Raw genomic sequence first — 25,366 nt, forward strand, 5'->3', positions numbered from 1 at the left:
TCGCGAGAGCTACCCGCGCGCCGCTCGGGCGGGGTCGTGGCAGGGCTTCAGCGGCCCGCTGGACGAGGCGGAGATGACGGATGCGCGACAGGCTCAGTCGGCGGCTTCCGCTCTCGGTAGGGCCGACCGACGCCCGGGACGGGCGTCGGCGCTGGTGTCGCGGTGACGGCCCGAAAGGGCCGTCAGGGCGTGTCAGATGGTCTGTGTAAGCGGGGTGTTCCCCTTACGAAGGAGAACAGACTGTGACTATGGCGAAGACGAACCCGGAGCGCGAGGAGCGGCGCCGGAAGCAGAAGGAGATCGCGGACTCGCTCAAGGCCTCGGGCGCGTTGGATGAGATCTTCGCGAAGATCGATGCCGGTGAGGCGCTCACGGGCGAGCAGGGCCTGATCGGCGGCATGCTGAAAGCGGCGCTCGAGCGTGGTCTGGAGGCGGAGCTGACCGAGCACGTCGGCTACGAGCGCGGCGACGCGGAGGCGTCGCTGCACGAGAACTCTCGCAACGGCACGTCGGTCAAGACGGTCGCGACCGAGATCGGTGATCTCGAGCTGGCGATCCCGCGTGACCGCAACGGCACGTTCACGCCGATGTTGGTGCCGAAGGGCTCGCGCCGGCTCGACGGGCTGGACGGCATGATCATCTCGCTCTACGCCGGCGGGATGACGCTGCGCGACATCCAGCACCACCTGGCGTCTACGATCGGCACGGAGCTCAGCCACGAGACGATCTCGAAGATCGTCGACCAGATCGGCGACGAGGTGCTCGCCTGGCAGCAGCGGCCGCTGGAGGCGCTCTACCCGGTGATCTACCTTGACGCGATCGTCGTGAAGGTCCGCGACGGCGGGCACGTGCGCAACAAGGCCGCGCATATCGCCGTGGGCGTGGACATGGACGGCATCAAGCACGTGCTGGGCATCTGGGTGCAGGACACCGAGGGCGCGAAGTTCTGGGCGGCCGTCTGCGCCGAGCTCGCCAACCGCGGCGTGAAGGACGTCCTGATCGTCTGCTGCGACGGGCTGACCGGCTTCCCCGAGGCGGTCGAGGCGACCTGGCGGGAAGCGACCGTGCAGACGGGCGTCGTGCACCTGATCCGGGCCGCGAACCGGTTCGTGAACTACAAGGACCGCAAGGCCGTCTCCGCCGCGCTCAAGCTCATCTACGAGGCCGCGAACGCGGACGCCGCGCTGGCGGAGCTGCGCGCGCTCGAGGCGTCGGAGCTCGGCAAGCGCTACCCGTCAGCGGTGAAGACGTTCCGCGACGCGTGGGAGCGGTTCACGCCCTTCCTCGCCTTCCCGCCGGAGCTGCGGCGCGTGATCTACACGACCAACTCGATCGAGTCGCTGAACTTCCAGCTCCGGAAGGTGACCAAGAACCGCGGCCACTTCCCCAACGACCAGGCGGTCGTGAAGCTGCTCTGGCTGGCGATCTGCGACATCGAGGACAAGCGAGCCAGAGACCGCGCGAAGGAGAAGGGCCTGCGATCAGAGCAGCGCAAAGCCGAAGGCAGGCTCGTCGAAGGACAAGTGACCACGAACTGGAAGCAAGCCCTGCAGCAGCTCTCGCTCGTCTACCCCGAACGCATCAACCGCCACCTCTAACCACCCCGGAACGCGCCGCTTACACAAACAACTTGACAGGCCCGGCCGTCACCCTCAGCTCCAGCGCGCGCTCGCGCTCCTCGAGCACGAGACGCAGCACCACGGGCAGCTCATCCGCTACCTCTACGGGCTCGGCATCCCGCGGCCCCAGTCGTGGCAGCGCCAGTACGCGCTCGACCACGACGACGCGTAGTCAGCCGCCCTTCGCGACGCCGCCGGCCGCCCGAGCCACGACGTGCGCGATGCCGGGGATCGCGGTCGCGCGCCACATCGCCCGCTGCGCCTCGAGCTCGATGCGCGAGTGCGGGGCGAAGGCCGCGGCCAGCCGTCGGCCGCGCGCCTGCTCGCGCTCGACGACCGGCCGCCACTCGCGCTCGAAGGCGGCGAGCCCGCGCGCGACGTCCGTCGCGTGCCGCGCGAACGCGAGCTCCTCCGCGAGCCGCTCGGCGCCTGCGATCGCCATCGACGCCCCTTGACCGGCGAGCAGCGAGACGGCGCCGGCAGCATCGCCCAGCAGCACGACGCGGCCGCGCACCCACGGCTCGACGACGGTCTGCGCGACCCGGTCGAGGTACGGCTCGGTGGCGCTCCGCACCGTGCGGCGGCCGAGCACGCCCATGCCGATGACCGCGGCGCGCGCATCGCGCTCGGCGACGCCGCGCAGCACCGCGAATCCGGTGACGCCCGTCATCCCGAGCGGTGCGACGACGAGCTGCCGGTCGAGCTCGACCTGCATCGCGACGCGGCCGCCCAGATCGGCCGCGAGCTCGGGATCGTCGCCCGTCCACGCCGCCGCGATCAGGTCGCCGACCGGCCGCACGAAGCGCTCGTGCGGCCCCCACGCGAGCTGCCGCACGCGCGAGCCGACCCCGTCGGCGCCGACGAGCAGATCGCCCTCGAGCCGCTCGCCGCTCGAGAGCAGCACGCTCACCCGGCCGCCCTCGTCGTGGACCGTCTCGACCAGCGCGCCCCAGCGCATCCGCACGCCGTCGGGGAGCGCCGCGAGGAGCGCCTCGACGATCTGCGGCCGCAGGATGGTCAGGTAGCGGCCGCCCGCCGCCTGCTCGACGACGGAGATCGGCAGCCGCGCGCGCACGCGGCCTGTCGAGTCGACCGCACGCACCTCGGGGTACGACTCCGCGCGCTCGCGCAGCGCCGGCAGCAGGCCGAGGCGATCGGCGGCATCGAAGCCCAGGCCGAAGAGGTCGACGAGGTAGCCGGCGCGGCGGGGCGCGGGCGCGCGCTCGAGCACGTCGACGCTCCAGCCGTCGAGCGCGAGCCGGCCCGCGAGGGCGAGCCCGGCGACGCCGGCTCCGGAGACGATCGCGCGCATCTGCAGACGGTATCGCCCGCGGCGGTGAGCCGGCTCAGCGGTCTCAGGGCGTTCAGCGCAGCAGGTCGAGCAGCGCGCGCTCGCGCGAGCCCTTGAGCCCCATCGTCGCGCCCTGCTCGAAGCGGGCGAAGACCTCGGGGTCGATGTAGCTCGACTTCGCGACCGTCGGGGTGTTGCCGAGCGCTTCTGAGACGGCCTTGATCGCCTCGCGGACCGCGCGGTTCCGCGCCGTCTTCGTCGCGACGTCGCGCGCTTGCGCGAGCGACTCGGCCGCGACGAGCGTCCCGTGCAGGGTGCGGAAGTCCTTCGCCGTGAACTCGCCGCCCGTCGCCTCCCGCACCGCCGCATTGAGGTCGGCGTCGCGGAGCGCGTGCGCGCCCTCGTCGTCGCGCCACGCGAGCAGGCGCGAGCGGCCCGAGCGGCGCGTCAGCAGCTCCTCGACGCAGCGCGCGAGCGCAGGGTCGTCGATCGTCACGTCGAAGCGCTGGCCGGACTTCGCCGGGAACCGCAGCCGCACCGCGTCGCCGGTGACCTTCGCGTGCCGGCACAGCAGGGTCATGAGCCCGCGCGTGCCGCGCTCCTCGGCGTAGGTGTCGCCGCCCGCGCGGATCGCGACGGCGTCGAGCATGCGGAGGGCGGCGGCGAGCACGCGTTCGCGCGGCAGCCCATCGAGGGCGAGGTCGCGCGTGACCCGGCGCCGCATCGCGGGCAGCGACTCGGCGAGGTCGAGCGCGCGCTCGTGCTTGACGCGGTCGCGGCGCTCGCGCCACTCGGGGTGGTAGCGGTACTGCGTGCGGCCCGCGTCGTCGACGCCGATCGCCTGGATGTGCGCTCGCGAGTCGGAGGCGATCCACACGTCCGTCCAGGCCGGCGGCACGGCGAGCGACTCGGCGCGCTCGCGGTCCTCCGCCGAGACCCTCCGGCCGCTGTCGTGCACGTACGCCCAGCCGCGCCCCGATCGTCGGCGCCGGATGCCCGCATCCGTGCCGGGCTTCGCCCTGCGTAGCCTCGCCATGCGCGGGATCGTATCGGGCGCCCGACGGGCGAACCTGAGCGGCGATCGATATGGTGGAGGGGCGGTCGAGGGCGCCCGCCGCGACCCTCTCGAAGCTCAGGAGCCCATGCACGTCCCCAGTCCGCCGCGCCGTCTCGATGTCCAGGGCCTCCGCGCGATCGCCTCGTTGCTCGTCGCGAGCTACCACGTGTGGTTCGGCAACGTCTCCGGCGGCGTCGACGCGTTCTTCGCCATCGGCGGCTTCTTGCTCGCGACGAGCCTCGCGGGGGAGATCGAGCGGACGGGCTCGATCGACGTGCCGCGCCAGCTGCGCCGCACGCTGCAGCGGCTGCTCCCAATGGCGGGCATCGTCGTGCTCGTCGTCGGCGTCGCGATGGTGCTCTCCGTCGGTCCGATGCGGCTTGTCGACGCGATCCGCGACATCCTCGCGGCGGCCACCTTCACCGAGAACTGGCGGCTCGCCGCGTCGGCCACCGCATACGTCGACGCGGGGCACGACAAGTCGGCGCTCCAGCACTTCTGGGCGATGGGCGTGCAGGGCCAGTTCACGGTGCTGCTCATCGCCATCGCCGGCGGGCTCGCCCTGCTGCTCGGGCGTCGCGCGCGCGACGGCGGGAAGGCGGCCCTCGCCGCGTTCCTCGGCGTGACGGTCGTCGCGTCCTGGGCGTACGCGCGCTGGCGGCTCGCGGCCGACCCCGTGCCGGTCTACTACGACACCTTCGCGCGCGCGTGGGAGCTCGCGCTCGGCGGCTTCGCGGCGCTCGTGCTCACACGGATCCCGCTCGGCCCGGTCGTCCGTGCCCTGCTCGCCGGCATCGGCCTCGGCCTGCTCCTCACGGCCGGGCTGCTGCCCGAGGAATGGACCCAGCCGGGGCCGGTGTCGCTCTGGCCCGTCGCCGGAGCCCTCCTCATCCTGCTCGCCGGGCACGGCGGCGACGGAGGCCCGGTGGCCGCCCTGCTGCGCTGGCGGCCGCTCGTCTGGCTCGGCGGCATCTCATATGGCGTGTACCTCTGGCACTGGCCGCTGCTCAAGGGCCTCATCGCGCTCGACCCCTCGCAATCGGAGCAGGTCGGCGTGCTGCAGGGCGCGGTCGTCATCGTGACCGCGATCGCCCTGTCGTGGTGCTCTGCGCACCTCATTCGCAAGGCCGCGGCTGCGAGCCGGCGGCTCGCGCGCGACGCCGTGCAGCTGCTCGTGCCGGCGATCGCCGCAGCGGCCGTCGTCGCGCTGCTCGTCGTGCCGGTGGTGCAGAAGCGCGTGATCGCCGACCAGTCGACCGCCGTGCCCGCCGCCGCGAGCGCTTGGGAGCTCGAGCGCTGGATCGCCGACGCAGTCAGCACGCCGCCCGCGCTGAGCATCGGCGAGATCGGCGCGGCAGGCCAGCCGTCCGAGTGGGTCATCGACGGCTGCACGACGGTCGCGGTCGGGCGCGAGGACGACTGCCACTACGACGGCGGCGATTCGGCGGAGCGCGAGGTGTGGTTGCTCGGCGACTCGCACGCGGTCGGCCTCGCGCAGCCGCTCCGCGCGGCGCTGCGCGGCACGGCGGACCTGCAGCTGCTCGGTCGCGCGGGCTGCCCGTTCACGGATGCGCCCGACGTGCGGGAGCACAAGGGTCGCGACGCGGCCGCGTGCGAGGAGCACATCGATCGCGTGATGGCGCTCGCGGAGGAGCGACGACCGGATCTCGCCGTCATCACCTACGGCGCGTGGTGGGCGGGCACGGGGTTCGAGCACCTCAGCGACGGCGTCGGCGTGCGGCTCGCCGAAGGCACGCTCGCGCTCGCCGAGCGGCTGCACGCACTCGGGATCGAGACGGTGTGGCTCGACGCGCCGCCGCCCGCCTCGCTCGCCGCGATCGAGCGGTGCCTCGCCGCGCACGCGGCCGAGCAGCCGACCGACCTGTGCAGCGTGCCGCTCGAACCGGGCCAGCTCGAGCGGCACCGGCAGATGGTCGAGGTGCTGCGGTCCGGTTCGATCGACGTCGTCGAGACGATCGGCTGGTACTGCGACGTCGAGCGCATGCTGTGCCCGCTCATCGTCAACGGCGTCCCGACCTGGACCGACGACCTGCACCTCGCCGCCGCCGCGGGCATGCAGCGCGTTGCGGTGCTCGCCGGCGAGCTGTGGCCGCGGGTGCGATGATCGGGCCCACAGCAATCTGGCGTAGCGTGCGCGACGGGACCGGCCGCGTGCGCCGCGGCCCGACTGCGCCATGACGACTCCGAACCCCCGACGCCACGACCTCCAGGGTCTGCGCGCGCTCGCGTCGCTGCTCGTGGCGACCTCGCACATCTGGTTCGGCAACGTCTCGGGCGGGGTCGACGTGTTCTTCGCGATCGGCGGCTTCCTGCTCGCGTCGAGCCTCATCGGCGAGATCGAGCGCAGCGGCCGGGTGGGCGTGATCGCGGCGCTGTGGCGGCAGACGAAGCGGCTCTTCCCGATGGCGGGCATCGTGCTCGTCGTCGCCGGCTCGATCGCTCTACTCGCCTCCGGCCCGCTGCTGTTCAACCGGGTCGCGCACGACATCTCAGCGGCGGCGACCTACCGCATGAACGAGCGGCTCGCGTCGACCGCGACCGACTACCTCGGCGCCGGGCTCGCGAAGTCGGAGTTCCAGCACTTCTGGGCGATGAGCGTGCAGGGTCAGTGGACGGCGCTGTGCATCGTGCTCGTCGGGCTCCTCGCGCTCGCCCTGGGCGACGGCGCTGCCCGACGGGCGCGGACGATCGCGGGCGCGCTGCTCGGCGTCGCCGCCGTCGCGTCGTTCGCCTACGCGAACCAGCAGATCGCGATCGATCCCGTGCCCGCCTACTACGACACGCTCGCGCGGTCGTGGGAGCTCGCGCTCGGCGGCTTCGCGGCGCTCGTGCTCACGCGCATCCCGATCGCGCCGATCGCCCGCGCCGTCATGGGCGTCATCGGCATCGCGCTCGTGCTCACCGCGGGCCTGCTGCCGCAGCACCTCGCGCAGCCGGGAGCGGTGACGCTGTGGCCCGTGACCGGTGCGCTGCTCGTGCTGCTCGCCGGGCACGGCGCCGGCTCGGGGCCGGTCGGCCGGGCGCTCTCGTGGCGGCCGCTCGTGTGGCTCGGCGGCATCTCGTACGGGCTCTACCTCTGGCACTGGCCGGTGCTCAAGGGCCTCGTGGCCCTCGACCCGGCGCAGGGCGACGGCGTCGGGCTCGTGCCGGGGCTCGCGGTGCTCGCGCTCTCGATCGGCCTCGCGTGGGGCTCGACGAGGCTCATCGCGCTCGCGAGCCGGCCGCGCCCGCGCGAGTCGCGGCCGGCGCCGCGGCTCGTGCCGCTGCTGCCCGCGGTCGCGACCGCGGCGGCCGTCGCCATCGCGATCGCGCCAGGCATCCAGGAGCGCGCGATCGCGGCCCAGACGGCTGCGGCGCCGCAGCCCGAGTCGCCCGCGCAGCTGCAGGAGTGGGTCGCGCAATCGGTGTCGAAGCCGACGGCGCCGATGCGCGGCGCGGTCTCGGGGGAGGCGGGCCAGTCGGCCGAGTGGCTCGTCGACGAGTGCTCGACGGTCGACGCGCTCGAGCTCGACGCGTGCCGCTACCCGGCGCCGCCTGCGACGCACGGCCGCGAGGCGTGGCTCGTCGGCGACTCGCAAGCGGTCGCGCTCGCGCCCGGCGTGCGCGCCGCGCTCGCTGGGCACGCCGACGTGCAGCTGCTCGGCCGCGAGATGTGCCCGTTCTCGAGCGCTCCGGTCGTCGCGCGCGAGCTCGGCGAGGGAGCGGCCGCGTGCGAGGAGCACGTCGCGCTCGTGCTCGAGCTCGCCGCGGAGCGGAGGCCCGACCTCGTCGTCATCACGTACGGCGCGTGGTGGGTCGGCGACGGCTACCGCCACCTCGGCGTCGACGTCGGGCGGCGCCTCGCCGAGGGCACGCTCGACCTCATGCGGCAGCTCGACGCGATCGGCGTGCGCTCGGTGTGGCTCGACAGCGCGCCGCCGTTCGCCGCCATGCAGGAGTGCCTCGACGCGGTCGCGACCGACGACGACCTCGCGACGTGCATCGCGCCCCTCGGCGACGAGGAGCTGCGGCGCCACGAGCGCATGGTCGAGACCATCTCGGCCGGCGGCGGCGACCTCGTCGACACGCTCGGCTGGTATTGCGACGTCGAGCGCCGCGCGTGTCCGCTCATCGCGGGCGGCGTCTACACCTGGACCGACGCGCACCACTTGAGCGCCGCCGGCGCGGTGCAGCGCGTCGCGCTGCTCGAGGACGCGCTGCTGCCGCGGCTGCGCGCGGAGCAGCCGGATCGCGACGCGCCGGTCGCCGACGCGACCGCGCCCGACGCGGCGCCCGGCGGCTGAGCCCCGTCAGTCCTGCTGCCAGCGCCGGCCGTCGGCGAGCCGCGACTTCGACTGCCATTCGCTCTCGCGGTCGAGCACGCGGCGGTGCTTCGTCTCGGCCCACTCCGCCGCCATGCCGGTGAGTGCCGCCTCGACGGCGGCCTGCTCCTCGGGCGTCGGCGAGCCCGCGACGACGATCATGACGGCCTCGGATGCGTCGCTCACAGCGGGATGTTCCCGTGCTTCTTCTCGGGTCGGTGCACGCGCTTCGTGCGCAACGACCGGAAGGCGCGCGTGACCATGACGCGCGTCTCGGCCGGCTCGATGATGCCGTCGAGCTCGCCGCGCTCGGCGGCGAGGAACGGCGATGCGACGTTGTAGGTGTACTCGCTCGCGAGCCGCGACCGCACCTCCGCGACGTCGTGCCCGTCGGCCTCCGCCTGCTTGATCTCATTGCGGTAGAGGATGTTGACCGCGCCCTGGCCGCCCATCACCGCGATCTCGGCCGAGGGCCACGCGATGTTGACGTCGGCGCCGAGCTGCTTCGAGCCCATGACGATGTACGCGCCGCCGTAGGCCTTGCGCGTGATGACCGTCACCATCGGCACGGTCGCCTCGGCGTAGGCGTAGAGCAGCTTCGCGCCGCGGCGGATGACGCCCGACCACTCCTGGTCGGTGCCCGGCAGGTAGCCGGGCACGTCGACGACGGTGAGGATCGGGATCGAGAACGAGTCGCAGAAGCGCACGAAGCGCGCCGCCTTCTCGCCCGCCTCGATGTTGAGGGTGCCCGCCATCTGGTTCGGCTGGTTCGCGATCACGCCGATCGTGCGGCCCTCGAGCCGGCCGAAGCCGATGACGATGTTGGGCGCGTAGAGCGGCTGCACCTCGAGGAACTCGCGGTCGTCCATGATCGTCTCGATGATCCCGAGCACGTCGTAGGGCTGGTTGGGCGAATCGGGGATGATCGTGTCGAGGCGGCGGTCGGCGTCGTTGACGACCCGCTCGGCGGTGTGGTCGTAGGCGGGCACCTCCGACTGGTTGTTGTCGGGGAGGTAGGCGAGCAGCGCGCGCACGTAGTCGAGGGCGTCGTCCTCGTCGGCGGCCAGGTAGTGGCTCACGCCCGAGACGGTGTTGTGGGTGCGGCCGCCGCCGAGCTCCTCGAAGCCGACCTCCTCGCCCGTGACCGTCTTGATCACGTCGGGGCCGGTGACGAACATGTGGCTCGACTTGTCGACCATGATCACGAAGTCGGTGAGCGCGGGAGAGTAGACCGCGCCGCCGGCCGCAGGGCCCATCACGATCGAGATCTGCGGGATGACCCCGGATGCGGCGGTGTTGCGCTTGAAGATCTCGCCGTACTTGCCGAGGGCGACGACGCCCTCCTGGATGCGCGCGCCGCCCGAGTCGAGCATGCCGACGATCGGCACGCCGACCTTCATCGCGTAGTCCTGGATCTTGATGATCTTCTCGCCGGCGACCTCGCCGAGCGAGCCGCCGAAGGTCGTGAAGTCCTGCGAGTAGACCGCCACCCGGCGGCCGTGGACCGTGCCGATGCCGGTGACGACCGCATCGCCGTAGGGGCGGTTGCCGTCCATGCCGAACGCGGTCGTGCGGTGCCGCACGTAGGCGTCGAACTCGACGAACGAGCCCGGGTCGACGAACTGCTCGACGCGCTCCCGCGCGGTCTTCTTGCCCTTCGCGCCCTGGCGCTCCTTGGCCTTCGCCTCCTTGTCGACCACCGCCTCGCCGTGGCGGCGGCGGAGGTCCTCGATCCGCGAGGCGGTCGTCGTCAGGGCGTTCGAAGCCGGCGTCTCGTGGGTCACGGATGCCACTCTAGACGGGCCCGCATGCCACGCGTTTGTGGACTCCCACAGCGATGCGCCGCAGATCGGTGGCGCTCCCCTCCATCCTCGCCCGCCGACGCGCATAGGCTGAGGGCATGCTCTTCCCCGGTGCAGCGAGGGCCACGAGCGTCATCGAGCTCGGCACGGTCGGCTCGACGTTCGACGCCGTCGACGAGCGCGCCGAGCACCTCACGACGTGGGCGACGCTCGATCAGCGCGCCGGCCGCGGGCGGCTCGGCCGCGAGTGGGTCTCGCCCGCCGGCAAGTGCCTCGCCGCGACGGTGCTCGTGCGCACGAAGCGCCTGCGCGAGGAGCAGATCGGCTGGCTGCCGCTCGCGGCGGGCCTCGCGCTCGCCGACGCGCTCGACACGCTCGTCGCCGATCGCGCGTCGATCAAGTGGCCGAACGACGTGCTCGTCGAGGGGCGGAAGGTCGCGGGGATCCTGTGCGAGCGGCGCCGGACGGGCGTCGCGGTCGGCTTCGGCGTCAACCTCACGCTCACTCGCGACGAGCTGCCGACCGAGCACGCGACCTCGCTGACCCTCGAGGGCGCGGAGGGGACCGCGCCCGTGCTCGCCGACGCCATCCTGTGCCACGTGCTGCGCTCGCTCGACGGCCTGCTGCCGGCGCTCGGCACCGAGCGGCTGCGCGTCGCGGTCGCCGCGGAGCTCGCCACGATCGGGCGCGACGTGCGCGTGGCGCTGCCGTCCGGCGAGCTGCGCGGACGAGCCGTCGGCCTCGGCCCGGGCGGCGAGCTGCAGGTCGATGTCGGTGACGGGATCGTCGACGTGCGGGCTGGCGACGTCGTGCACGTGCGGTGATGGGGGAGAATCGTCGCGTGCAAGCCGGCGACGAGCGAGTGATCGCGCGCATGCGACCGCATGGTCGCGTGCTCGTCGTGCCTGTGCTCGTGCTGTGGGCGTGCGTCGGGCTCTCGGCACTGCTGCTCGATCGCGTCGACTGGCCGCTCTGGAACGTCGCGGTGCTCACCGTCGCGGGCATCGTGGTGGCGCTGCTGACGATCGTGCCGACGCTCGCGTGGCTCTCGCGCGGCTTCGTGTTCACGACCGAGCGGGTCATCATCCGCAGCGGCTTCGGCGGCACGCGCCGAGAGACGATGCTCTCGCGCGTCCACGACGTGACCGTGCGGCGGCGCGGCCTGCAGGCGCTCTTCGGCGCCGGCGACGTGCTGCTCTCGACCGGGGGCGACCGCGCGGTCGTCCTCGCCGACGTGCCGAGCGCGTCGCTCGTGCAGCGCACGCTCTCGGAGCTGCTGGGCGCCCGCGGGCTCGCCGAGCCCGACAGGGTCGACGCGGCGTGACGCGCGCCGCGCTCGAGGGAGGACGATGAGCTCCATGCAGATCGCCGTGATCGGATGCGGCTACCTGGGCGCCGTGCACGCCGCCTCGATGGCCTCGCTCGGCTTCGAGACGATCGGCGTCGACGTCGACGCGTCGAAGGTCGAGCGGCTGGGCCGCGGCGAGCCGCCGTTCTTCGAGCCGGGGCTCCCCGAGCTGCTGCGCGCGGGTGTCGGGGCCGGTCGCCTCCGCTTCACGACCGACGTCGCAGAGGCCGCCGGGAGCGACGTCGTCTTCATCGCCGTCGGCACGCCGCAGCTGCCCGGCTCCGACGCCGCCGACCTCGCCTTCGTCGACGCGGCGATCGCGTCGCTCGAGCCGCACCTCGGCGCCGGCATGCTCGTGGTCGGCAAGTCGACCGTGCCGGTCGGCACCGCGGCGCGGCTCGCCGAGGTCGTGCGGCCGACGGGGGCGCGCCTCGCCTGGAATCCCGAGTTCCTGCGCGAGGGCTTCGCCGTCCAGGACACGCTCGCGCCGGACCGGCTCGTCTACGGCGTCGAGCCGGGCGACGACGCGGCGGTCGAGCGCCTCGACGCGGTGTACGCCTCGGTGCTCGAACGCGGCACCGAGCGGCTCGTGCTCGACTTCGCGACGGCCGAGCTCGTGAAGGTGAGCGCGAACGCGTTCCTCGCCACCAAGATCTCGTTCATCAACGCCATGGCCGAGCTCGCCGAGACGGTCGGCGCCGACGTGACGCTGCTCGCAGACGCGATCGGCCTCGACGCGCGCATCGGCCGACGCTTCCTCAACGCGGGCCTCGGCTTCGGCGGCGGCTGCCTGCCGAAGGACATCCGCGCGTTCCAGGCTCGCGCGAGCGAGCTCGGGCACGCCGACACGCTCGCGTTCCTCGGCGAGGTCGACCGCATCAACCTGCGCCGCCGCGACCGCATGGCAGCGCTCATCGAGCGCGAGCTCGACGCCGTCGGCGGCGACCGCGTCGCGATGCTCGGGCTCGCGTTCAAGCCCGACAGCGACGACGTGCGCGACTCGCCGGCGCTCGAGGTCTGCCGCCGGCTGCAGCGCGCGGGCCGCTCCGTCGTGGGCTTCGATCCGCAGGCCCGCGAGACGGCCAGCCGCATGCTGCCCTCGCTCGAGATCGTCGGCTCCGTCGCCGACGCGGTGCGAGACGCGGACGTGCTCGCGCTCGGCACCGAGTGGCGTGAGTTCCGGGACCTCGACCCCGTCGAGGTCGCCCGGTGGACACAAGCGCGCGTCGTCGTCGACGGCCGCAACACGCTCGACGCCGCCCGGTGGTCCGCCGCCGGCTTCCGCGTCGTCGGGCTCGGCAAGCCGGAGGTGCAACCAGCATGATCGCCAGCATGAGCGTAGGTGTGGTGGGCGGCGGGCAGCTGGCCCGCATGATGATCCCGGCGGCGGTGGAGCTCGGCATCGAGCTGCGCGTGCTCGCCGAGGCCGATGGCATGTCGGCCGCGCTCGCGGCGACCGCGGTCGGCGACTACCGCGACGCCGAGACGGTGCTCGCCTTCGCGGAGGGCGTCGACGTCGTCACGTTCGACCACGAGCACGTGCCGCAGGACGTGCTGCGCGCGCTCGTCGACGCGGGGCATCGCGTGCACCCCGGGCCCGACGCGCTGCGCTTCGCGCAGGACAAGCGCGCCATGCGCGAGCGCATGGCCGAGCTCGGCGCGCCGCAGCCCGACTGGGCCCCCGTCGACTCCCGCGCCGACCTCGAGCGCTTCCTCGCCGACCACGGTGGCGTCGGCGTCGTGAAGACCGCGACGGGCGGCTACGACGGCAAGGGCGTGCGCGTCGTGCGCGCCGCGGCCGAGGCCGACGACTGGCTCGACGGCGCGGCGGCGGGAGGCCCCCGGCTGCTCGTCGAGGAGCTCGTGCCCTTCTCGCGCGAGCTCGCGCAGCTCGTCGCGCGCCGTCCCTCGGGCGAGACGCTCGTGTGGCCGCTCGTGCAGACCGTGCAGCGCGACTCCATCTGCGCCGAGGTGCTCGCTCCCGCCCGGCACGCCGAGCGCATCCAGCCGCTCGTCGACGACATCGCGCGCGGCATCGCCGACGGGCTCTGCGTCACGGGCGTGCTCGCGGTCGAGCTGTTCGAGACGAGCGACGGGCGCGTGCTCGTCAACGAGCTCGCGATGCGGCCCCACAACTCGGGCCACTGGACGATCGACGGCTCGATCACGAGCCAGTTCGAGCAGCACCTCCGCGCGGTGCTCGACCTGCCGCTCGGCTCGACCGCCCTGCTCGCGCCCGCGAGCGTCATGATCAACGTCATCGGGGGGCCCGCGTCGGGCTCGATGACCGACCGCTACCGCGCGGCGCTCCACGCGCATCCGGACGTCAAGGTGCACTCCTACGCGAAGGCGACGAGGCCGGGCCGCAAGGTCGGCCACGTCACCGCGATCGGCGACGACCTCGACGAGGTCGCCTACCGGGCGCGCGCGGCCGCCGCGCACTTCGACGACTGAGGAGTCGGCTCCTCGGCGTCGACTCGGAGCGCTGCGCGCGGCGGATGCGTCGGGGCGGCGAGGCGATAGGCCGTCCATGGCGAGCGTGCGTACCCTGGAGCCCATGCGTTCGCAGGTCAGCATCATCATGGGATCGGACTCCGACTGGCGGGTCATGGAGGCGGCGAAGGCCGTGCTCGACGAGCTCGGCGTCCCCTCCGAGGTCGATGTCGTCTCGGCGCACCGCACCCCCGACAAGATGGTCGAGTTCGCGCGCGGCGCCGCCGACCGCGGCGTGCGCGTAATCATCGCCGGCGCCGGCGGGGCGGCGCACCTGCCCGGCATGGTCGCCTCGATGACGCGACTGCCCGTCATCGGCGTGCCGGTGCCGCTCGAGCGCCTCGACGGTCTCGACAGCCTGCTCTCGATCGTGCAGATGCCTGCGGGCATCCCCGTCGCGACCGTCTCGATCGGCGGTGCCCGGAATGCCGGCATCCTCGCCGCGCGCATCCTCGGCACGACCGACGACGCGCTCGCCGCGCGCCTCGACGCCTTCGCCGCCGACCTCGAGCGACAGGTCGGCGAGAAGGCCGAGGCGCTCCGCGGACGCGTGGACGCGAGCGCATGACGCTGCTGCAGGCAGCCAACCCGATCCGCGAGCCCGACGCACGTCGCCCGGAGGTCATGGAGCGACGTGGCTGGTGGCTCGTGCTGCTGGGCTTCGTGCTCCCCGGCAGCGCCCAGGTGCTCGCGGGCAGCCGCCGGCTCGGCCGCATCGGGATCGGCGCGACGATGGCGCTCCTCGCGCTCGGCGCGCTCGCCGCGATCCTGTGGTTCGCCTGGCGCTCGGCGCTGCTGACGCTCGTCGGCAACTCGATCGGCCTGCTCGTCGTCGAGGTGCTGCTCATCGCCTACGCCGTGCTCTGGCTCGTGCTCGGGTTCGACACGCTGCGCCTGGCTCGGCTCGGCAAGGTGCGCGGCGGAGCGCGAGCCGCGATCGCGGCCGTCGCCGTGCTCGCGACGGTCGCGCCCGCGGCGCTCGCGGGCTACGGCGCGAGCGTCGTCGACGCATCCCGGGGCCTCGTCACGAACCTCTTCGACTTCGCGCGCCCCGCGGTGGAGCCCGTCGACGGCCGCTACACCTTCCTGCTGCTCGGTGGCGACGCGGGCGACGACCGCGAGGGGCGGCGCGCCGACTCGATGACGGTCGTCACCGTGAACGCCGCGTCGGGTGCGGCGACGATGATCGGGGTGCCCCGCAACCTGCGGAACGCGCCGTTCTCGGCGGACTCGCCCATGTGGGGGCCGTGGCCCGACGGCTTCGACTGCGCGTCGAGCGACTGCCTGCTCAACGGCACCTACACCTACGGCGAGGCGCACCCCGAGCTCTACCCCGACGCAGAGGCGCGTGGCTCGAGCCCCGGCATCGAGGCGACCCGCGACGCGGTCGAGGGCGTGACGGGCATCCCCATCCAGTTCTTCGTGCTCGTCGACATGTCGGGCTTCGAGCAGCTCGTCGACGCACTCGGCGGCCTCGAGCTCGAGGTGACGGAGCGCGTGCCGATCGCGATCGAGGGCGGGCCCGTCGAGGAGTGGATCGAGCCGGGCACGCAGCGCATGGACGGCTACCACGCGCTCTGGTACGCCCGCAGCCGCGCCGGCTCCTCCGACTACGCGCGCATGGAGCGGCAGCGGCAGGTGCAGGAGGCGCTCATCCGCGAGTTCACGCCGCAGACGCTGCTGACGAAGTACACCGAGCTCTCGGCGGCAGGTCAGGACATGGTGCAGACCGACATCCCGCAGGCGATGATCGGCGGCCTCTCCGAGCTCGCGCTCGAGACGCGGGCGCTGCCCATCACGAACCTCGAGCTCGTGCCACCGCAGGTCAACACGGGCGACCCGGACTACGACGCCATCCACGCGATGGTGCAGGCGGCGCTCGCCGAAGCCGATGCGCTCGCGCCGCCGACGGGAGAACCGGCGGAGTCACCGCAGCCGTAGGGGCAGCGGCTCGGCGCGTCAGTGGCGCTCGAGCAGGTCTCTCGCGACGTCGTAGGCGCCGCGCGAGAAGCGCCGGTACCGGCCGGCGGCGATGCCGCGGAGCACGCCGGGGATGCGCAGCGCCCGGGCGTCGGGCAGCGCGGCTCGCGAGCGCTCGTGGCGCGCCTTCTCGACGAGCCGCTCGAGCTCCTCGCCGCTCGCGAGGCCCCGGCGCGCCGCCTCCGTCGCGAGCTGCTCCGCCCGCGCGGCCTTCTGCGCGTGCTTGCCGGAGTCCGGCTCGAGCACGCGGCGCAGCTTGCCGACGAGGCTCAGCCGCTGCACCCCGATCGCGTTCCCGCCGTGCTGGCGGTAGTCGATGGTCGGCTCGGGCACGTAGCGGACGCCGTCGCCGAGCGCGGCGCACACGGCGAGCCACTCGTCGTGGATCCAGGCGGGCGGCACGGGGAGCGCCGCGACCGCGGCCTCGCGCCGCACGATCGCGGTCGCGCCCGTCACGAGGTTCCGCCGCAGCAGCGCATCGATCGCGCGCCCCTCCTCGAGCGCGGCGCGCTCCCACGCCGACATCTCGAGCGACGCCTCGAGCGTCGAGCCGAGCGGCGCGCCGTCGGCGCCGACGAGCCGCGCGTCGGAGTGCACGAGCGCGACGCCCTCGAGGTGAGGCAGCAGCCGCTCGAGCCGGTCGGGGTGCCACACGTCGTCCTGGTCGCTCAGCGCGACGACGTCGCCGCTCGTCGCCGCGATCGCGTCGGCGAAGTTCGCGGCGACGCCGAGCGGCGAGTCATGGCGACGGATGCGGATGGGCACGTCGGTCTCGCTCGCCACGCGCCGCACGACGTCGAGCGTGCCGTCGGTCGAGGCGTCGTCGCCGATGACGATCTCGCTCACCGGTCGCGACTGGCCGAGGATGCTGCGCAGCTGCTCCTCGATCCACCGCTCGCCCTGGTGGGTGCAGAGGGCGACGCTGACGCGCTCGCTCACAGCTCGGCGTGTAGCTGCCACACCTGGCGGGCAGCCGTCTCCCACGTGAACGCGCTCGCGCGGTCCTGCGCGAGCAGCCCGAGCCGCGCGCGCTCGGCGTCGTCGGTGAGCAGATCGGCGAGGGCCCCGGCGAGCTCGTGCGGACCGCCCTCGACCGCGACGCTCGCACCGCTCGCGATCTCGACGAGGGAGCGGGTCGCGGGGTGCACCGTGGGCGTGCCGAGCGCGGAGGCGTCGAGGAGCGAGAGCCCGAGCGCATCCTGCTCGGCGACGTGCAGGTGGGCGAGCGCCCGGCGGTGGGCGAGCGCGAGCTCGGCGTCGTCGAGCTGGCCGAGCATCACGAGCCGGCCGGCGGGGATGCCCGCCTCGACCGCGAGGCCCGCGAGCCTCGACTCGCCCCACTGCACCGGGCCGGCGACGACGACCCGCACATCCGGCATCCTCGGGCTCGCGATCGTCTCGATCAGCCGGCGCGCCTGGCCGAGCGCGCCCGGGTTCGTGATGGCGAGCACGAACTCGTCCGGCAGCGACAGCGCGGCGTCCGACCCGGCCGCGCGCAGCAGTGCGGACGACGGGGCGGGATGCACGACGCGCACCCGGTCGCCGGTCTCGTGCATCAGCGAGAGGTCCTCGGCGATCGCGGTCGATGGCACGACGATCCCGTCGGCGAGCTGCAGCGCGCGTCGCAGCGCCCGGTCGAACCACTGCTGCTTGCGCTTCGAGCGGTCCGAGAGCGGCTGCAGCCCATGCACCGTCACCGTCACCTGATCGCCGGGCGACGGTTCGCGCCGCAGCGGCGCCATGAGGCTCGTCGCATGCACGAGGCCCCGCACGGGGAGCGTCGTGAGCGAGTGCAGCCACGCCTCGCGCAGCTCGCGGGCCGGCACCGCCGTGCGGCGGAGCTCGGCGAGGCCGGGCAGCTGCGCCTCGGCGCGCGCGGCCCGACCGTCGCTCAGCTTCGCGGCGATCGCAGCGACCTCGATGCCGGTGGGCGCCGTCGCGGTGAGCGCGCGCGCCATCTCGGTCGAGTAGCGGCCGACCATCGTCGGGGTGCGATCCCCGACCTCGTCGAGCACGACCGTCAACCTGGTGGTCATGGCGCTCCCGCTCCCGTCTCGGTCGGAACCCCCATCCTATCCGGCGGGGCCGCCGGGCTCAGCGGGTGCCGAAGTCGAGCACGTAGTACCAGGAGCCGTTCGAGCCGCGGTCGACACCGATGCCGATGTGGGTGAAGCTCGCGCGGAGGATGTTGTTCCGGTGCCCCTCCGACGCCATCCACGCGCTCATGATGCGCGCGGGGTCCGGGCTCCCGCTGCTCGTCCGGCCGACGTTCTCGCCCCAGCCGCGGAGCGAGCACGCGCGCGCGTCGGCCGTGAGCGACGGGTTGTGCGCCGAGCCGGCGAGGTTGCCGTCGGCCATCGCGCCCGCCCAGCCGCCCGCCATGCGGGTGAGGCAGCCGTCCGCGACGAGTGGGCGCACGCCTGCGGCGGCGCGCTCGCGGTTGATGCGATCGAGCAGATCGCTCGTCGAGGCGTTGACCGCTCCGCACGGCACGAGCGCGGCGGCGACGGGGGAGACGGTCGTCACGCCGCCGAGCACGGTGATGCCGCGGCTGCCGACGCGGTCGCGCTCCGCAGCGACCGAGCCGCTCGATGCGCAGCCGGGCGTCGTGAGGTAGAGCGGCTCGCCGCGGAGCCCCGCGTACACCGCGCCGACGAGGCCGTCGGGGAAGTCGGTGCCGCTCGCGAGCACGAGCTGGCCCCCGCTGCGCGCGGGAGTGAAGCGCTGGTTGATCTGCACCGCCGTCTCGTAGCGGTCGGCTCCCGGGAAGCGCGTGACCGAGCGGCCCGTGCTCGCGAGCAGCGACTGCACGTCGTCGCCGACGCTCGCGACGCTCCCGGGGATGTGGAAGCGCTCGACGCCGCTCACGCGCGCGCTGAGGTGCTGGCGGAACGCCGCGTCGTCGCCGAGGGTGAGCACGAGCCCGTGGCCGTCACGGGCTGCGACGGCCCCCGCCGCGAGGGCGTCGGGGAAGGTGGCTCCGCTCGCGACCCAGATGTCGCGCACGGGCGTGCGCTCGCGCATGCGGTCGAGCAGCAGCATCGACGTCTCCACTCGGCCGGCGCCGCCGATGCGCGTGACGCTCGCTTGCGGTGCGGTCTGCGCGGCCTGCGCCGCGACGGCGGCGGAGAGCGTCGCCTCCGAGCCGAGGATGACGACCTCCTCGGGCGCGAGTCGAGCGATCTGCGCCTGAACCGATGCCGGGATGCCGTCTGGGCGAACGAGCAACAGGTGCGCTCCTTCCGCAGCCGCGACGGGCGCGGCCGCGAGCGCATCGGGGAAGGAAGCGCCGGACGCGAGGAAGACCGCGTCGCCGGGCGGTAGCTGCCGCGATGCGAGCACGCTCGTCTCGAAGCGATCGGCCCCGTCGAGGCGCGCATCGGCGGCTTGGGCTGCCGGAGCTGGGCCGAGGAGCGCGGAGCCGACGACCGCGACAGCGAGGGATGAGAGCGCGAGACGGCGCATAGAGCTCGATTCATCGAAGGATGGGGTACAAAAGTTTTACTCTGCAGGCAGATTTGCGCCATGTCAAGGGCCATCTGTTGGCTCGCGGACCGGCTCGCTATGGTCGAGGCGATGGAACCACGAGACCAAGGCCGAGCGGCGATGCCGTCCAGCTCAGGGGCGGCACGCAGGTCGATCGCTCGTCTCCGAGGCGCCCTGCGCCGAGCGGCCGTCCGCTGGGCGGGGCTGCCTCACTCGGAGGGGACGGTCGACAGCCCGGATGCCGCCCTCGCCGGCGACATCACGCGGCTCTGGCTGCGCTGCGCGCTGTCGCGCCGGCCGCTCACCGCGAACGGGGGTGCTGCCGTCGTCTGCATGACCACGCACGGCGATCGAGTCGCTCACGCCTGGCTGGCGATCGAGTCGATCGCTCGGGGTGAAGAGCTCCCCGTGCGGTTCGTCCTCTGGCTCGAGGAGGGGACTGCGCTCACCTGGCGACTCCGACGCCAGCGGCGACGCGGACTCGAGGTGCGCTGGGTGGCGAGCGGCTACGGCGTCCACACGAAGCACCGCGGCTACGCGGCGAGCGCGAGCGCGCACCGGCTGCCGATGGTCGTCTGCGACGACGACATCGTCTATCCGCCCTCCTGGCTCTCGGGACTCCTGGCGGCGAGGGCGCGGCACCCCGGACACGTCGTCGCCTTCCGCTGCCACGCGATGCGGTTCCGGGGCGATCGACTGGCCCCGTACACCGAGTGGCCCACGTTCGACACAGCGCTGCCGAGCTTCGCCGCGTTCGCGACGTCGGTCTCGGGGCAGCTGCTGCCCCCGCAGCTCGTCGATGCCTTGCGCGACGCGGGGGACGCCTTCCTCGAGTCGGCGCCGACGGCTGATGACGTCTGGCTGCACAGGCTGTCGGTCGAGCACGGCTTCCGCACCGCGCAGGTCGAGCGCCATCCGGTGCACTTCCCGTTCATCCCGGGGAGCCAGACGAGCGGCCTGAATGCGCACAACGTCTGGTCCGGTGGCAACGACCAGCAGCTCGCTCGCACGCACGGTCCAGTGCTGGCCGCAATCCGCGCGGACGCCGAACGAGACATGCGGCTCTCGCGCGATTGATACGCTGAACCGCACCTCCCCCGATCGGAAAGCAGGGCAATGCGCGGGATCATCCTCGCCGGCGGCTCCGGCACGCGGCTGTGGCCCATCACCAAGGGCATCTCCAAGCAGCTCATGCCCATCTACGACAAGCCGATGGTCTACTACCCGCTGTCGACGCTCATGATGGCCGACATCCGAGAGGTGCTCGTCATCACGACGCCCGAGTACAACGATCAGTTCCGCGCGCTGCTCGGCGACGGGTCGGAGCTCGGCATGCAGATCGAGTACGCGGTGCAGCCGAGCCCCGACGGGCTCGCGCAGGCCTTCATCATCGGCGAGGAGTTCATCGGCGACGAGTCGGTCGCGCTCGTGCTCGGCGACAACATCTTCCACGGCACCGGGCTCGGCTCGAGCCTGCGCCGGCACGGCGACATCGACGGCGGCCTCATCTTCGCCTACCAGGTGGCCGACCCGGCTGCCTACGGCGTGGTCGAGTTCGACGACGAGATGCGGGCGGTCTCGATCGAGGAGAAGCCGAAGCAGCCGAAGAGCCACTACGCCGTCCCCGGCCTCTACTTCTACGACAACTCCGTCGTCGAGATCGCCAAGACGATCGAGCCGAGCGCGCGCGGCGAGCTCGAGATCTCGACCGTCAACGAGCGCTACCTCGAGCGCGGCGACCTGAGCGTGCAGGTGCTCGACCGCGGTGTCGCGTGGCTCGACACCGGCACCTTCGAGTCGATGATGCAGGCGAGCGAGTACGTGCGCGTCATCGAGGACCGGCAGGGCTTCAAGATCGGCTGCATCGAGGAGATCGCCTGGCGGGCCGGCTGGATCGACGACGACCAGCTGCGAGAGCTCGCCCAGCCGCTCGTCAAGAGCGGCTATGGGCGCTACCTGCTGACGCTGCTCGAGCGCGCCGCGCGCGACTGAGCTCGAGCGTCGGGAGCCGAGTCACCACAGCCCGAGCAGCAGCAGCGCGGCGAGCGCGACTCGGTCTGCAGGGCGGCGTCGCAGGCTGCCGACTCCCCGCGCGAGCACGAGCCGGGCGGCGAGGTCGTCGCGCTCGAGAAGCGCGGCGACGGCGTGCAGCCGGGTCCGCTCGGGCTCGGCTGCGACCCGCGCCGCGATGCGGGTGACGACTGCGGCCTCGCGGCGGAAGCCACCCGATCGCAGCCGACGGAGCCGGCGACGAGCCTGCCGCCAACCGAGGTTCGCGCCCGCCACGTTGTCCGCGTGCTGGCGGTAGTCGATGACGGGCGTCGGGTCGATGTGCCACCGCATCCCCGCGGCTCGCACGATCGCGTACACGAGCCAGTCGTGGATGGGCGCTGCCGCCGTCTCCGGGTCCTCGACGACGGTGCGCCGCACGAGCTCGAACGCACGCGCCGAGAGCACGAAGGTGCATCCCGGCCCCGCGCTCTCGAGCACGAAGTCGAGCGATCGCTGCGGCTGCGCCTTGTCGATGAGGATGCGGCGGTCGCCGTAGTCGGCGACGACGTTCGCGCTCACCGCGTCGACGCCGCGGAGCTGGTCGACCTGCGCGGCGAGCCGCTCGACGTGCCAGACGTCGTCCTGGTCGGAGAACGCGACGACGGAGGCTCCGTCCCATGGCGCGTCGGCGATGAGCCGGAGGAAGTTGGCGTGTGCGGAGCCGAGCTCCACGGGCTCGAGCAGCACCACGCGGGGCTCCTCTGCGGCGATCGTCCGCAGCAGGTCGCGCGTGCCGTCGGTCGAGCCGTCGTCCGAGATGACGACCCGCACTTCGACGCCGCGCTGCGCGAGGATGGAGGCGACCTGCTCCTCGAGGAACGACGCCCCGTTGTGCGTCGCCATGAGCACGACGACGAGCTCGGTCATCGGCCCCGGAGCAGTCGACCAGCCAGGCGGGCCGGCGATGTCAGCTTCCACGAGGTGCTCGCGCGCAACTGGGCGACCTCGTCGCCGCGCTGGCGCGCGAGCTCGGTCGCCCGCTCCAGGGCGGCGCGGGCCTCGAGCTCGTCCTCGTGCGCTTGAGCGGCATCCGCCCGTGCCGCGCTCACCTGGTCGTCGAGCCCCGCGAGGCGCTCTCGGAGCTCGACGAGCTCGGCGGCATCGCGCTCGGCGGCAGCGACGCGGCGCTCCAATCGTGCGATCTCGGCGATCAGCGGCCCGGCGGGCCGCGCGGACGCCTTGCCCTGCTCGACGCGTCGGCCGACGTCCATCGGCCACCGGTGGATCGCCGACCCGAAGTTGTCCGCTTCGATGACTCGCGGGTGGAGGCCATGGCTGCGCAGCGCGACCGTGACCGAGAGCTGGTCGCGCCGCGAGTAGCGCAGCACGTGGTCGCACCAGGTGCGCATCGCCCCCGCGACGGCGGGCGTGTGCCGACGCGCGAGCATCGCGGTCCAGAGCGGTCGGTCCGCCAGCGCCTCGGGCGCCGTCGCCGCGTAGTGCATCAGCTGCTCGTGGATGCGCACGCCGTCGTCGTAGCGCAGCGCGAGCACCTCGTCGAACTCGTCGACGACGCGTTCGCGGTAGCTGTGCGCGTGCATGGCGAGGTCATGCTCGCCGAGCCAGTCGTCGAGGATGCTATGGGCATCGCCCAGCAGCTGCACCGCGTTGTCGACGTACAGCGTCTCCTCGTACTCGTCGAGCGCGGGGTGCCCGACGATCTTGAGCATCCGCTGGCTGCGGACGGGGTCCGCGGGCAGCGCGGGCTCCACCGGCACGACCGTCCACGTCGGGCTGCGCAGCGCCGGGTCATCCGTCAAGCAGACGAAGTCGATGCCGGAGTCGGATCGCGCCGAGTCGTGGTTGAGCTGCTCGTAGCCTCCCATGAGCACCGTGTAGACGGCCCGACGTGTTGCCATGACGCCTCCCCTCCCCGTGGGCGGTTCGGCGACCGCCCGACTCATGCTAGCGAAGCGGGCTCGGGCGCCGCCGGTACGATGAGAGCCGCGGCGAGGTGGAGTGCCTTGCGGGGGAGGCCTGGATGCGTCGGCTTGCGATCATCGCCCACTACGACCGAGCCGGTCGGCTCGGGGGCTACGTCGAGCACTTCGTGCGCCACTTGCGGGAGCACGTCGAACACGTCGTGCTGGTCGTCAACGGCACCCTCTCGGACCAGGCGCGCGATGCTGCGGCCGCCTTGGCCGACCACGTCGTCTACCGCGACAACTCCGGCTTCGACGTCTATGCGTACCGTGACGGCTTCGCAGCCGCCGGCCGGCTCGTGCACGAGGTCGACGAGGTGCTGCTGCTCAACACCACGTTCTACGCCCCGGTGCGCCCGCTGGCCCCGGTCTTCGAGCAGATGGAGCGCGCTGATGTCGACTTCTGGGGCATGACCGACCACCCGGAGGTGCGCCCCAACCCGATCACGCGTGGACCGGTGCTGCGGCGCCACATCCAGACCTACTGGGTCGCGGTGCGTCGCCGCATGTACACGTCGACCGCCTGGCGACGGTACTGGAGCCGCATGCCGGAGATCAAGGACTACCTCGACGCGGTCGCCTACAACGAGGGCCGCTTCACCCACTACTTCGAGTCGGCCGGATTCCGGTCCGCGGTCGCGTTCCCCCACTCGCTCATCCCGGTGCAGAACGCCACGATGGAGGCTCCCGAGCTGCTGGTCGAGGCGGGCTGCCCGATCGTCAAGCGCCGGCTGCTCTTCCACGACCCGTTGCACTTCGAGCAGCAGGCCCTCATCGGTCGCGACACGCGCATCGCGCTCGAGCGCAGCGGATACCCGATGGAGCTCGTGTGGGCCGACATGAGCCGAGTGGCCCGGCCGCGCGATGTGCACACGAACATGGGGCTGCTCGAGGTGCTGCCGGACGTGGATGCGGGCGGCACGGACCCCCGTTCGCTCCGCGTCGGCGTGCTCGCGCACGTCTTCTACGAGGACATGCTCGATGAGCTGCTCGACCTCTGCGATCAGCTGCCCGGCGGGTACACGCTCATCGCGACGACGCCTGCCGCCGAGAAGCGCGACGCGATCGAAGCCACGCTGCGCCGGAGGGGTCGTTCCGGCGACGAGGTGCGGCTCATCCCGTCGAATCGCGGCCGCGACATCTCTGCGCTGCTCGTCGGGTGCCGCGACGTCATCGAGGGCGACCGCTTCGACGTTCTGCTCAAGATCCACTCGAAGCGCTCCCCGCAAGCGCACTACAACCAGGCGCGCATCTTCAAGCGGCACCTGTTCGAGAACCTGCTGCACACCCCGGGCTACGCCACGAACGTGCTGCGGATCTTCGCCGACCACCGAACGCTCGGGATGGCCTTCCCCGCGATGATCCACATCGGCTACCCGACGCTCGGTCGAGCCTGGCTGACCAACCGCGAGCCGGCGGAGCGGCTCGCGGACGAGCTCGGCTTCGATGTGCCGTTCGACGAGCTCAGCCCGGTCGCACCCTACGGGTCGATGTTCTTCGCACGGCCCGCCGCGCTGCGGCCGCTGCTGCGGCGGGAGTGGGACTGGGAGGACTTCCCGACCGAGGGCGGCTACCGCGACGGCGAGCTCGCGCACGTGCTCGAGCGGCTCCTCGGCTACGCGGCGATCGAGGCGGACTTCCACGTGCGCACCCTGCTCACCACCGAGCAGGCCGCGACGTCGCACCTGGCGCTCGACTACAAGCTCCAGGAGTCGCTCGCCACGATGCCTGGCGAGGTCTGGGAGCAGGTGCGCCTGGCGCGGGCGATGGGCGGTCACGCGTTCAGCGGCGACATCGCCGGTCTGCTCCGCGTGCTCGCGCGCCGGGCGGTGAGCGCGAGCCCGGCGACCGCTCGGCTCGCCCACACCGTGCTGACCGGGGCCAAGCGCACGCGCGCGAGACTCTCGTCCGCCAGCCGGTGACCTCGAGCGCCTGGGGCCGGCTGTTAGGCTGGTGAGTCGCCCGAGCGTGATGCGAACGCCCGCCGGGATATG

21 protein-coding genes are annotated in these 25,366 nt (G+C 73.0%); 12 read left to right on the forward strand and 9 right to left on the reverse strand.

The genetic code is table 11. The features are described 5' to 3' along the window. Window positions 1-248: 248 nt before the first annotated feature. Window positions 249-1,598: an IS256 family transposase gene (locus JSQ78_RS12210; RefSeq protein WP_211447917.1), complete on the forward strand. Its 1,350-nt coding sequence runs from the start codon at window positions 249-251 to the stop codon at window positions 1,596-1,598. A gap of 193 nt (window positions 1,599-1,791) precedes the next feature. On the opposite strand, the gene JSQ78_RS12215 is transcribed toward JSQ78_RS12210, so the two are convergent. Together JSQ78_RS12215 and JSQ78_RS12220 are read right to left on the reverse strand one after the other, a co-directional pair. Next, on the reverse strand, window positions 1,792-2,931 hold the full coding sequence (locus JSQ78_RS12215; RefSeq protein ID WP_211447919.1) for an FAD-dependent monooxygenase: 1,140 nt from the start codon (window positions 2,929-2,931) through the stop codon (window positions 1,792-1,794). A gap of 52 nt (window positions 2,932-2,983) precedes the next feature. Next, window positions 2,984-3,946, reverse strand: a complete 963-nt coding sequence (locus tag JSQ78_RS12220; RefSeq protein WP_211447921.1) for a DNA topoisomerase IB — start codon at window positions 3,944-3,946, stop codon at window positions 2,984-2,986. A 106-nt stretch (window positions 3,947-4,052) separates the two neighbouring features. Here JSQ78_RS12220 and JSQ78_RS12225 point away from each other — a divergent pair, with 106 nt between their 5' ends. Continuing rightward, on the forward strand, window positions 4,053-6,092 hold the full coding sequence (locus JSQ78_RS12225) for an acyltransferase family protein (protein WP_211447923.1): 2,040 nt from the start codon (window positions 4,053-4,055) through the stop codon (window positions 6,090-6,092). A gap of 70 nt (window positions 6,093-6,162) precedes the next feature. After that, window positions 6,163-8,271: an acyltransferase family protein gene (locus tag JSQ78_RS12230; RefSeq protein ID WP_211447925.1), complete on the forward strand. Its 2,109-nt coding sequence runs from the start codon at window positions 6,163-6,165 to the stop codon at window positions 8,269-8,271. 6 nt (window positions 8,272-8,277) lie between these two features. Here JSQ78_RS12230 and JSQ78_RS12235 read toward each other — a convergent pair whose 3' ends face one another. After that, complete coding sequence (locus tag JSQ78_RS12235) at window positions 8,278-8,475, reverse strand: acyl-CoA carboxylase subunit epsilon (RefSeq protein ID WP_211447927.1); 198 nt, start codon at window positions 8,473-8,475, stop codon at window positions 8,278-8,280. Further along, window positions 8,472-10,073: an acyl-CoA carboxylase subunit beta gene (locus tag JSQ78_RS12240; protein WP_249295697.1), complete on the reverse strand. Its 1,602-nt coding sequence runs from the start codon at window positions 10,071-10,073 to the stop codon at window positions 8,472-8,474. The genes JSQ78_RS12235 and JSQ78_RS12240 overlap by 4 nt, the downstream gene beginning before the upstream one ends. Before the next feature lie 116 nt (window positions 10,074-10,189). Between JSQ78_RS12240 and JSQ78_RS12245 the strand changes: the two genes are divergently transcribed. From JSQ78_RS12245 to JSQ78_RS12270, 6 genes are all read left to right on the forward strand, one after another. Beyond that, the gene (locus JSQ78_RS12245; RefSeq protein ID WP_211447930.1) at window positions 10,190-10,915 is read left to right on the forward strand and encodes a biotin--[acetyl-CoA-carboxylase] ligase; all 726 of its coding nucleotides are present in this window, start codon (window positions 10,190-10,192) and stop codon (window positions 10,913-10,915) included. Window positions 10,916-10,932: 17 nt separating this feature from the next. Continuing rightward, on the forward strand, window positions 10,933-11,415 hold the full coding sequence (locus tag JSQ78_RS12250) for a PH domain-containing protein (protein ID WP_211447932.1): 483 nt from the start codon (window positions 10,933-10,935) through the stop codon (window positions 11,413-11,415). A gap of 34 nt (window positions 11,416-11,449) precedes the next feature. Then, the gene (locus tag JSQ78_RS12255; protein WP_211447934.1) at window positions 11,450-12,763 is read left to right on the forward strand and encodes a UDP-glucose dehydrogenase family protein; all 1,314 of its coding nucleotides are present in this window, start codon (window positions 11,450-11,452) and stop codon (window positions 12,761-12,763) included. A gap of 8 nt (window positions 12,764-12,771) precedes the next feature. Continuing rightward, window positions 12,772-13,893 (forward strand): 5-(carboxyamino)imidazole ribonucleotide synthase, encoded by a 1,122-nt coding sequence (locus tag JSQ78_RS12260; protein ID WP_249295699.1) that lies wholly within the window; start codon window positions 12,772-12,774, stop codon window positions 13,891-13,893. Window positions 13,894-13,996: 103 nt separating this feature from the next. After that, window positions 13,997-14,500, forward strand: a complete 504-nt coding sequence (gene purE / locus JSQ78_RS12265) for a 5-(carboxyamino)imidazole ribonucleotide mutase (RefSeq protein ID WP_211447938.1) — start codon at window positions 13,997-13,999, stop codon at window positions 14,498-14,500. Next, window positions 14,497-15,873, forward strand: coding sequence for an LCP family protein (locus JSQ78_RS12270; RefSeq protein ID WP_211447940.1), 1,377 nt, complete (start codon window positions 14,497-14,499; stop codon window positions 15,871-15,873). The genes purE and JSQ78_RS12270 overlap by 4 nt, the downstream gene beginning before the upstream one ends. Window positions 15,874-15,891: 18 nt before the next feature. On the opposite strand, the gene JSQ78_RS12275 is transcribed toward JSQ78_RS12270, so the two are convergent. From JSQ78_RS12275 to JSQ78_RS12285, 3 genes are read right to left on the reverse strand one after another with little or no spacing between them, the layout of a single operon-like run. After that, window positions 15,892-16,851: a glycosyltransferase family 2 protein gene (locus JSQ78_RS12275; RefSeq protein WP_211447942.1), complete on the reverse strand. Its 960-nt coding sequence runs from the start codon at window positions 16,849-16,851 to the stop codon at window positions 15,892-15,894. Continuing rightward, complete coding sequence (locus tag JSQ78_RS12280) at window positions 16,848-17,948, reverse strand: glycosyltransferase (protein WP_211447944.1); 1,101 nt, start codon at window positions 17,946-17,948, stop codon at window positions 16,848-16,850. The genes JSQ78_RS12275 and JSQ78_RS12280 overlap by 4 nt, the downstream gene beginning before the upstream one ends. Before the next feature lie 58 nt (window positions 17,949-18,006). Then, window positions 18,007-19,377, reverse strand: coding sequence for a cell wall-binding repeat-containing protein (locus tag JSQ78_RS12285; RefSeq protein WP_211447946.1), 1,371 nt, complete (start codon window positions 19,375-19,377; stop codon window positions 18,007-18,009). A 429-nt stretch (window positions 19,378-19,806) separates the two neighbouring features. Here JSQ78_RS12285 and JSQ78_RS12290 point away from each other — a divergent pair, with 429 nt between their 5' ends. Continuing rightward, window positions 19,807-20,475 (forward strand): hypothetical protein, encoded by a 669-nt coding sequence (locus JSQ78_RS12290; RefSeq protein WP_211447948.1) that lies wholly within the window; start codon window positions 19,807-19,809, stop codon window positions 20,473-20,475. 39 nt (window positions 20,476-20,514) lie between these two features. After that, the gene (gene rfbA / locus JSQ78_RS12295) at window positions 20,515-21,390 is read left to right on the forward strand and encodes a glucose-1-phosphate thymidylyltransferase RfbA (protein ID WP_211447950.1); all 876 of its coding nucleotides are present in this window, start codon (window positions 20,515-20,517) and stop codon (window positions 21,388-21,390) included. 21 nt (window positions 21,391-21,411) lie between these two features. Here the strand turns inward: rfbA and JSQ78_RS12300 are convergent, their stop codons facing one another. Both JSQ78_RS12300 and JSQ78_RS12305 read right to left on the reverse strand, forming a co-directional pair. Beyond that, window positions 21,412-22,317, reverse strand: coding sequence for a glycosyltransferase (locus JSQ78_RS12300; RefSeq protein ID WP_211447952.1), 906 nt, complete (start codon window positions 22,315-22,317; stop codon window positions 21,412-21,414). Continuing rightward, window positions 22,314-23,309, reverse strand: coding sequence for a glycosyltransferase domain-containing protein (locus JSQ78_RS12305; protein ID WP_211447954.1), 996 nt, complete (start codon window positions 23,307-23,309; stop codon window positions 22,314-22,316). The genes JSQ78_RS12300 and JSQ78_RS12305 overlap by 4 nt, the downstream gene beginning before the upstream one ends. Before the next feature lie 122 nt (window positions 23,310-23,431). On the opposite strand from JSQ78_RS12305, the gene JSQ78_RS12310 reads away from it, so the two are divergent. After that, window positions 23,432-25,294: a rhamnan synthesis F family protein gene (locus JSQ78_RS12310; RefSeq protein WP_211447956.1), complete on the forward strand. Its 1,863-nt coding sequence runs from the start codon at window positions 23,432-23,434 to the stop codon at window positions 25,292-25,294. Window positions 25,295-25,366: the final 72 nt, after the last annotated feature.

It is taken from the genome of Agrococcus sp. Marseille-Q4369, from assembly GCF_018308945.1.
In the GTDB taxonomy this organism is placed as follows: Bacteria; Actinomycetota; Actinomycetes; order Actinomycetales; family Microbacteriaceae; genus Agrococcus.